This window comes from Spirochaeta dissipatitropha, assembly GCF_054657935.1.
Genome location: NZ_BAAHXT010000004.1, coordinates 320,206 through 329,916, shown reverse-complemented (window position 1 = coordinate 329,916; position 9,711 = coordinate 320,206). Strand labels below are relative to the sequence as shown.

At 36.5% G+C, this 9,711-nt stretch carries 7 protein-coding genes; 2 read left to right on the top strand and 5 right to left on the bottom strand.

All coding sequences use genetic code 11. From position 1 onward, the window contains the following. Nucleotides 1-53 precede the first annotated feature (53 nt). Both istA and istB read left to right on the top strand, forming a co-directional pair. Nucleotides 54-1,259 (top strand): IS21 family transposase, encoded by a 1,206-nt coding sequence (istA, locus tag ACYQ2L_RS06945; RefSeq protein WP_460053209.1) that lies wholly within the window; start codon nucleotides 54-56, stop codon nucleotides 1,257-1,259. 335 nt (nucleotides 1,260-1,594) lie between these two features. Beyond that, complete coding sequence (gene istB / locus ACYQ2L_RS06940; RefSeq protein ID WP_460053207.1) at nucleotides 1,595-2,347, top strand: IS21-like element helper ATPase IstB; 753 nt, start codon at nucleotides 1,595-1,597, stop codon at nucleotides 2,345-2,347. A gap of 6 nt (nucleotides 2,348-2,353) precedes the next feature. Here istB and ACYQ2L_RS06935 read toward each other — a convergent pair whose 3' ends face one another. From ACYQ2L_RS06935 to ACYQ2L_RS06915, 5 genes are all read right to left on the bottom strand, one after another. Further along, nucleotides 2,354-2,476: a hypothetical protein gene (locus tag ACYQ2L_RS06935; protein ID WP_460053204.1), complete on the bottom strand. Its 123-nt coding sequence runs from the start codon at nucleotides 2,474-2,476 to the stop codon at nucleotides 2,354-2,356. 232 nt (nucleotides 2,477-2,708) lie between these two features. Beyond that, nucleotides 2,709-3,710, bottom strand: coding sequence for a DUF4062 domain-containing protein (locus tag ACYQ2L_RS06930; protein ID WP_460053202.1), 1,002 nt, complete (start codon nucleotides 3,708-3,710; stop codon nucleotides 2,709-2,711). 241 nt (nucleotides 3,711-3,951) lie between these two features. Beyond that, nucleotides 3,952-6,060 carry a DEAD/DEAH box helicase gene (locus ACYQ2L_RS06925; protein ID WP_460053199.1) on the bottom strand — a complete coding sequence of 703 codons (2,109 nt, stop codon included), beginning with the start codon at nucleotides 6,058-6,060 and terminating at the stop codon, nucleotides 3,952-3,954. Between the two features lie 8 nt (nucleotides 6,061-6,068). Continuing rightward, the gene (locus ACYQ2L_RS06920; RefSeq protein ID WP_460053196.1) at nucleotides 6,069-7,004 is read right to left on the bottom strand and encodes a HamA C-terminal domain-containing protein; all 936 of its coding nucleotides are present in this window, start codon (nucleotides 7,002-7,004) and stop codon (nucleotides 6,069-6,071) included. Between the two features lie 52 nt (nucleotides 7,005-7,056). After that, nucleotides 7,057-9,711 carry a restriction endonuclease gene (locus ACYQ2L_RS06915; RefSeq protein ID WP_460053194.1) on the bottom strand — a complete coding sequence of 885 codons (2,655 nt, stop codon included), beginning with the start codon at nucleotides 9,709-9,711 and terminating at the stop codon, nucleotides 7,057-7,059.

Below are 9,711 nucleotides of genomic sequence, written 5' to 3'. Positions count from 1 at the left end.
ACAATGAGAGTATCACTGTTAACCAGTGAAATCTCAATTCAGGAGGTCAGAATATGACCAAGTATCGTGAGATCTTAAGATTGAATAGTCTTAAGATTAGTCAGAGGCAAATTGCCCTTAGTTGTGGGTGTTCCCGGAACACTGTCGCCAAAGTGCTACTGAAGGCGTCCGAAATGGCCATTTCATGGCCTTTGAAGGATGATCCAACAGACGGTGAAATACGAAAGCTTCTTTTTCCAAAAGACGCCGCTTCTACGAGTTCCTTAAGAAAGCCTCCGGATCTGGAGTATATCCACAAGGAAATGGCGAAGCATGGAGTAACACTCAAACTCCTATGGACTGAATACTGTGAAGAATGTCGTCTACAGCAGACGATGCCCTTCATGTATTCTCAATTCTGCAAACAGTACCAGGATTATGCACAACACAAACGTGCTTCAATGCATATACCGAGAAAACCGGGAGAGCAAATTGAGGTTGATTGGGCAGGTAAAACAGCATCCATTTATCACCGTGATTCTAAAAAACCACTTCCTGCCTGGCTTTTCGTTGGTGTGCTATCTTTCAGCCAGTATGCTTTTGTTGAGGCATTTCCTAATAGGGACACTGAAAGCTGGATCACGGCACATGTGCATATGTTTACGTATTTCTCAGGTGTCACGCGAATAATAATCCCTGATAATTTGCGGACAGGGGTGAGTAAAACTGATCGCTATTCTCCAACAATAAACCGTGCATATCAGGAGATGGCGGAATTCTATAACACCGCCATAGTTCCTGCCAGAATCAGAAAGCCAAAGGATAAGCCTAATGTTGAAGGTACTGTTAGTTTGGTCTCCCAGCAGATTCTTGCTGCGTTACGAAACAGGCCATTCTTCTCCTTTACGGAGTTGAACAGGGCGATTCGGGAAAAGCTTGAGGAACTGAATGATAGACCATTCCAGAAGAAAATGGGCAGCAGGCGATCGACTTTTCTTGGGCAGGAAAAGTCTTTGCTTATGCCAATACCTGCTGCACCATTCGAACTGGCTACCTGGAAGCAAGCCACGGTTCAATTCAATTATCACATAAGTGTCGAGAAAAATCAGTATTCGGTACCCTATGAGTATATCAAACACAAGGTTGATGTTCGCATAACCCGAAATATCATCGAGGTATTTTACAATCACATAAGGATTTGCTCGCATCCACGGATAACCGGCCATATAGGCCATTTCAGTACAGTTGAATCACATATGCCGCCGAATCATCAAAAGTAATTAAGCTGGAATGCTGACAGATTCATTTCCTGGGCAGAAAAAATCGGACCACATACTAGTGCAACGGTTAAGGCGATTCTGCAAACTCACAAAATTGAACAGCAGGGTTACAAGAGCTGCTTTGGATTGCTGAAACTGGCGGATAAATACTCGGTGGCACGATTAGAAGCAGCGTGCTTAAAAGCTCTGACATATACTCCAAGACCTGGGTACAAAAGTGTGAAAACAATCTTATCCACTGGTCAGGACAAAATTCAGAATCACCAGCATGCAGAATCGAAACCCAGTGAATTCGGCCTATCTCGTAGTGCTTCATATTACAGGAGGGAGAATCAATGACTCATGAAGCTACAATTAACAAACTAATCGAGATGAGACTTTCAACGATGGCTGATGCATTTCGAGCACAGGTGTGTGATACCTCGTATGAATCCATGAGTTTTGGAGAGCGATTTGGATTGATGGTCGATCAGGAATTCCGGATACGAAAAAACAAACGATTAAGCCTTCTGATACACAATGCCACCTTTGAGCAGCCAACGGCACATATCGCGGATATTAATTACACTCCCAGGCGGAAACTCGATAAAGATCTTATATCCCAGTTAGCAGGATGTGAATATATTCATGAGCAACTCAATGTCATCATTCTATCCGTATCGGGAATGGGAAAAACCTACTTGGCCTGTGCACTTGGAATTGCTGCCTGTCAACAATCATTCACGGTTAAGTATATTCGACTCCCAGAATTGCTCACTGAACTTGCTGTTGCCAGAGGACAGGGTATTTTCCAGAAAACTCTCGCTCAATACAAAAAAGTCAGTCTCTTGATTCTGGATGAATGGATGCTTGTTTCATTACAGGAACATGAAGCTCGAGACCTACTGGAAATTGTAAACGCACGTCATAAACGAGCATCTACGATCTTTTGTTCTCAGTTTGAACCGGCAGGGTGGCATGGGAAAATTGGTGAACCTACAATTGCCGATGCTATTCTGGATCGTATTGTCCACGATTCTTACTCTCTGTACATCAAGTCAGCAGATGCTGAGTTTTCTATGCGAGAATTGTATGGTATTCGGCAATAGGTTAAATTAGAACTGTATGAGCATGGCTCCAATATTCCGGAGCCATGGCTCAAAAATTTCAGATAGGCGGCTCACCGGATTCCGGAACGGTGGCTTTTTTAAATCGGTATATGCATCTTTAATATCCATAAAACAATTATACACAATTTTTTCACCTGTCCATATATATATTGATAGATTTTATAACCAATTCAAACCAAATGGCACATAACGTTTTGCGAATATATGAAGCCTACCCCGAAGTGGTAGATTTGGCGAAGCATGGAGCGAAGCGGAACATATATTCGCTGTTAGGTGTAGTACTCGATAGTGTTCTGTAATTTTACTAAGTACAAGGATGTACTTAGTAATACTGTTTGATTTATGTTTCTACCCATTCAACCATCTTTTCCTTACCCTTTTTTGTTAAAGACCAGAATAATGACATGCCACCCCTTGTCGTCTTAGAATATCTTGTACTAACCAAACCTATTTTCGTCAAATGAATTTTTACCTTTTGAAATGATTCATCCTTTATGGTAAATGATCCACTATCTTTGATGTCGGTTTTATCAACTACCAATGATGATATAATTTTTTTTACTGTATAATCATTAGGGTGTTCTAAAAGACGAGGTGCAATACCACAGAATATTACCTTATATGAAATAGCTGCGTTTTCATTATAATTACTATAGTGAATACCGTATCCACTTCCACTTTGAACTCGTCTTTTCCCGTATATATCTATTGATTTCTCGATTTCTTCTTCGAGATCAAATTCAATTTCACTGTTTCCCTCAGTAGAAGATCCTGCTATTTTAGCTAGTTGATGGATTTCTTTTATTACTTTGTCATTGTTTCCTACTGAAGCTCTTATCCAACCATCAAGATCATTATTTCTTTCAATTTCTGGTATATTCTCATGAATAGCCAATTTGACTTCTGGTAATGAACCAGCAAAGCTTACAATTTGAGTCTTAACTAATTCCAAAAACTCTCCAAGCAACTCGTTATTTTCAGATTCAAATAGCTCATCTCTATTTATCCCGGTTTCAAGTTTTGATTCTATATATTCATCTTTTAAGACAATTGAAAAAATTGGAAAGTTTTCTTTACCTAAAGCGTATTCATATTCTAGCTGTGTATAACTTTTCCCAGTTTCAGGATCAATACTACCATACCTTTTCCCTAAAATAAGTAGGTATATATCAGAATCATCAATCCATTCTTTAATTGTTTCAAGTTGTGATTTTCCTGCTTTGAAAAGTTCCATACCCGCAGGTATATGGCCAGCTTTCAAAATTGCTTCTACAGCTGCATTTCTTTCTTCTATAAGATCCTTATAAGTTGATGATATAAAAACTTGGTATTTTTTGCTCATTTTTTTCTTCTCCGAGCCATGGATGGCGAGGTTTTATATAAATGGAATCGAGTATTACACCTAACGTTCCGCGAGTAGCCGAAGTTGCCGAAGCGTAGCGTAGGCAATTTGGGAGAGGGCGGTACTCCGCCCGAACCGGCTACACGCTGTTATCGGCTGTACCGCGCCCTTTTGGTTCCAGTTTCTTAAAATCCCCGCGCCCCACCGCCGAAGCACAGGACGTGCGTAGGCGGTTTTATCGTCATAAACTACTATCCTCTGATATTGTAATTCCATCAAAGAAGTAGTTGATTATATATTTCTCAAAATCATTCCAAAATGAATATGATAGAAGCTGATTTTTTCCGATATTGTGCATGTCTTTTATAAATTTATGAATTGTATTTTCAGGATTCTTGAAGTTATAAATACTATTCTTCTCCATTTTTTTTGAAAGCATTCTTGGTAAGCCGTATTCTTCTAGCTGGTAAACTAATGGTGGCATGAATGCGTGTGTTGTTTTGAATAAAAATGGAGAGATATCAACGCCATTATTTAATATAATTTTTTGAAGTTCGTTTAAGTCGTTAACAAGAGAAGAAAGCTTAAAGGTAACGTTTCGCTCCAATTTAAAAAAATCATTTATCCCAACACCAATTTCATCTAATTCATAAAGCATTTCAGGAACACTTCTTTCCCAATTAGTACTTAAAGTTTTCACAAAGCTGACAAATCTTTTGTATTGAATATCCCATCCGCCTGGATTTAATCCAATAAATTGATACAATAACCTATCCCACGAATTAACATCCCCCGAGTTAAGATATGCTAATCCATTCCAGTCTGATGAATTATATTTTAGAGAAGATGCTATTTTTAGTAATAATTCTGAATTTATATTTTGCAATACATTAGCTTTTTTCAAACTATTGTATTTGTCTATTCCTAATATTTCCGCCATCTCTTGGTGAAATGTTTTAGCCTTAGTGGCCTGTTCATCGTTTATATAATCATTATATTCACCTTCATTTATATCATTGACCAAATCATCGGGAAAAGGTAGTTCGAGATTTGTTTTCTCATCCACTGGTGGTTTTTCTAAAATATATACTTTACCAATAAAATGCTTAAACATTCTTCCGCCACGTCCAATAATATTTTTGTACGTAAAATCATTTAGATTATATTGACCGTTCTTATTTCGCCAGATAATTACATTTTCTGCAGAAGTATTTACACCTTCAATTATGGATGAAGTAGAAACGATATTATTTAAGCCATCTTTTTCTTCGAATAATTTTATTTGTATTTGACTTAATGAACGGTGCATTTGGCCATTATGGATACCTGTACTCTTGCCAACAACATTCGTAAGCAACCAGTTGGGATCATAATTAATTGATAGCCAGTTTTGAAACATTCCTAATAATGGTGTTGGCTGCTGGTCAAAGTTCTCTTGAATTAAATTACATACATTATCTATTTGCGTATAAGTCCCAGCATAGATCAAGCTTTTTGTACCATTGTTTTCTTTAAGAATTTTAATTAGAGCATTACTTTTTTTGGTTAAATCTCGCCCAATATCTGGAAACAAGTCATGCTTTTCCAGAAACACAGTGTTGCAATTTAATAATTCCTTAAATATCATATCTTTTGTAAAAGCGTTATCTGATATTTTAGATATGTTAGGTGCTAAATAATACCGTTGTTTTGCTTTCTTCCCTAAATGAATAATCGCTTTCATTAAAATTGACGATCGGTCTATAGAATCAAAGATGGAACTAGCTTTATAAAATTCATCTATTATTAGTAAATCTATTGTCTTAAATCTATTAATATAATGAATTGCTCGCTCCTGTGGGAATATAAGTATATTTTTTTCTGAAAGTTCTACATCTGTTGTAGTTATGATTTTGTACTCATCTGAAAACTTTTTATACAGTCTACGTCTTGTTTCATCGGTCAATGCGATAGTTGGAACTATCAGTACAACATTGTTAGGCTTTTTTAGCTGAATATATGCATCGATAACAAAACTTTTGCCGAAGCTTGTCGGAGCACTGACAGCGATATTTTTTTCTTCAATAAGATCTTTTAATAAGGAAGACTGTTCTCTGTGTAATGTAGCCATTTGTTTGCCAACATTTACTTTATAGGCTTCATGTATATATTTTTCTTGCCAAGATGCTGTATCAATATCAATATAAGGATAAAGTCCGGTATCTCTTATTAGATGATTTACTAAGGGTGTATATTCAATATTTTCATTCTTATGTAAATCCAATAACTTGATTAACTCATTTCTGGCTTCTTGTTTGTTATTGGAGTTAAATAAATCATTTATAATTTGGCATTTTTCAAAGATTTCCATGTAAATGTTTATCCTTCTCTAAAAACTCTTGCTTTACTTAAAAACCGATTAATAATTGGAAGTTTTTCAGGAACAGGAAATAGGACTAAGTGAAACTGGACTTCGTCATATTTATAGACATCGTTCTTTAATTTAGATACCTGTTTTTTAAAATATGAAATTGCTCGCTCTTTATGATAATCAATGATTCCGTTTTTATATTCGTCTGAATACTCTTTGCAATCTTTTGTAAATTTACATTCATGCAAAATTAGAATTGGAATATGCAATTTCTGTTTTAAATGATCTATCGACTCTGTATTTTGTAATGCTTTTTTTATTTGTTCTCTTAGAAGATAATCAATCTGCAATTTCTCAATATCATTTACGTTAATTATAATACTATTCTCTTTCCTTAACTTATCAGTCTTTAAAGAGTTCCCGACAGATTCAATTATTGTTGTTAATCTAGCATCTTCAATACTATTGTAAAATTTTGCTTCGCCGAACCAGATTGAAAAATTGTTATCTTCTATGACAATATGTACGCTATCGGCTCCTTTTGCATTATCCTGATTATTCTGTTTATAGAATATTTTTGGAACGACTGGTAATGCTTTATAAAAATTCTTCATTACTCCATAAAGAAAAATTTCTGCAAGCTCGCTTCCTTTTCCAATTTCATCTTTTTCAGCATCTGACAACCGGAGCTTTTTTGCAGATTCAACTAATTCACTATAAGCACTATTTACTAAATTATTTCTTTCATCTGCACTTAATGCTGTTTGAGCAATATTATCCCAAATAAATTTATCAAATTTCTCAGACCGCCATTCCCCATCCTCATAATCATTTAGAATACTCAGGATAGATTTATTAGAATTAGGATTAATTTCTGATTTAAGATCTAAACCCATCAGTGAATCATTTAAGACAATTTCAAAATTCAATCCATTACTTCTCACAATAATAATTCCTTAAAAAATCGTATTTGCCCGGCATAAGCTCCGGGTTCTTCTATTTAACAAGCTGACCGACATTACTCACAACCCTGTATTCTAAATCATCAAACTCATTAAAATGAGCTTCACCGCATTTTATTTTCATCTTCTCTTCTTCACGAAGTTTTGACAGATCAACCTGTGGTGTGCCGGTATCCTTTGTTTCAGCTACAAAGTAAATCTTCTTGTCATCTTCAAAAACCAGTGCCCAATCCGGGTTGTAATTCCCAATCGGCGTCGGGATTTTAAACCAATTGGGGAGTTTGAAGTAGAATTTTATCTGGTCACTATTTTCACAATCCTGTGCGAATTTGCTTTCCACTCCTGAATCCAAAGGAACAAACTCTTCGTAAATTGTTTTTTTTGTATCTGTCACTTTGAATGAAAAATCATTGAGATATACTTCCAGTTCTTGTGCTTCAAACAAAGCCATTTCGTATTCAGAACCGCCGATTTTCTGGTATTTGATACCGTCAATCATCAAATCATATAATGTTCGTTTGATAACTAGGGTCGAGAGGTCTAAAAACAGTTGTGGGTTGATTAAAATATCTTTTATCCGATCAGATTTACTTAAGATTCCTTCGATAGTGGAGCGGGTCAATTCTGTTTCGCTTTGGATATAACCCAGCACATCGGGTATTTTCCAGGAATAACCGCCATAAGTTTCCACTTTGCTTCCAGCATACATTGTTCCCACGCCTTCATCGGTCATATCTATTTGTACTTTGGTAGAACGAATGGAAGGGGCTTTTATTTCGGGTAAATCTCTTACGGCTTTTGCTGCTAAAGTGATTAACTCATCTGTCTTATAGTCAACCCTGTAAGTTGTTTTCTTTTTAAGTTGTTCCCATATCTCAAGGAATTTTGGGTCAGCTTCAAATCCTTTCCGGTATTTTATTGCAGTTCTTTCTCTCTTGTTTTTAATGCGTCCTTTAAACTCAACACCACAATCATCTTCGATCTCTTGTTGTAGAGCTTTGGCAAAATCGTCATACGATTCATTGGCTATGACGGTCAAACGATTGATATTCTGGTCATAAATCCGTGAACCGGTCTGGTCAACGGCTAAGCGTAAACCTCTGCCAATTTCCTGACGTTTTTTTATTTCGGACTTGGTCTCATTCAAAGTACATATTTGAAAAACATTGGGATTGTCCCAACCTTCACGCAAGGCAGAATGAGAAAAAATGAAGCGCAGTGAATTATCCAGTCCTAACAGTTTCTCTTTATCTTTCATTATCAGACTGTACGTATCATCATCGGCAATAGTTTCACCTGACGTGTCTTTAAAAACACCCTTTTTATCTTGTGAAAAATAGCCATTGTGGGTTTCGACAGCCGTAAATTTATCCAGTTCACCAAAAGCCGGTTTTGTAATATAGTCATTGTATATTTCTTCAAACCATTCGGCATATTTGCCATTGACCGGGTTTCCGGCAGAATCATAGGAACGGTAATTGGCAACTTTATCTATGAAGAACAGGGACAGAACTTTTATGCCAAGTTTGTTCAACCGTTTTTCTTTCTTCAAGTGTTCTTCTACGGTCTTTTTGATCTGGAATTTCATGACTTCATCAGTTAAACCGCCCTGACTGTCGCCCTTATAAAGCAGGTTTCCATTTGATAATGAAATACACTGGTTTACAGCATCAATCTCTTCGATTATATATCCATCAGCATAAATTTCTCTTTCATTGGAAAGTTTATATAGATCATCACCTACTTTGACAGTGAGAGATTTCTTTCGAACGCCACCATTTTCATTGCTGTTTATTGAAACTTTGGCAGTTACTTTGGTTTTTGTCGCTGTAATGGATTCAACCGAAACAAAAGCATCATTGTAGGCATCTTCTTCAATAATCGAATCAACTTCAATCTGTTTTACCAGCCCCAGATCATAAGCTTTTACCGGATTAAGGCTGTAGGTTAGGTTATATTGGTTTTTATGCGTTGCCGAATAACGAAGGGTACAAAGAGCTTTCAGGTTTTCGATGGCTGCTTTTCTTTTCTCGGTCTCCATATTTTGCGGCTCATCAACAATCACGATCGGGTGGGTTGCCTGAATAAACTCAACAGGTTTCTGTCCGTTTAGTTTATCGTTGGATTTATTGATAATGTTTTCATCCTTGGCGAAGGAATCAATGTTGATGACCAAAACTTCAATATTACTGGTCGTTGCAAACCCCCGTAATGTTGAAACCTTGGTACTGTCATAGACCTGAAAGTTTACAGGGATATTATCGTATAATGTTTGAAAATGCTCATGTGTTATTTCAAGGTTTTTTAACACACCTTCCCGAATGGCGATCGAAGGAACGACAATCACAAATTTTTTGAAATCATACTGCTTGTTTAGTTCATAAATGGTTCGAAGATACACATAGGTTTTACCAGTTCCGGTTTCCATTTCAACGGAAAAATGCATACCATCAAGCTTGTCCGAAATAGGAACATCATTACTTGCCTGTATGGTTTGCAGATTTTCAAGGATTTGCTCTTCCGATAGAATCAGATTATTACCTACGCCATTGATTAGATTTAAAGAGCCTTCTTCTTTAAGATTGAATTCCATAATGGAGTCTCCCAAAGGTTGACCTTCAAATAAATCAGTAACAGATTTTATGGCTTCGTGTTGGTAAAGCAGATTGGATTCAAACGTTAATTTCAT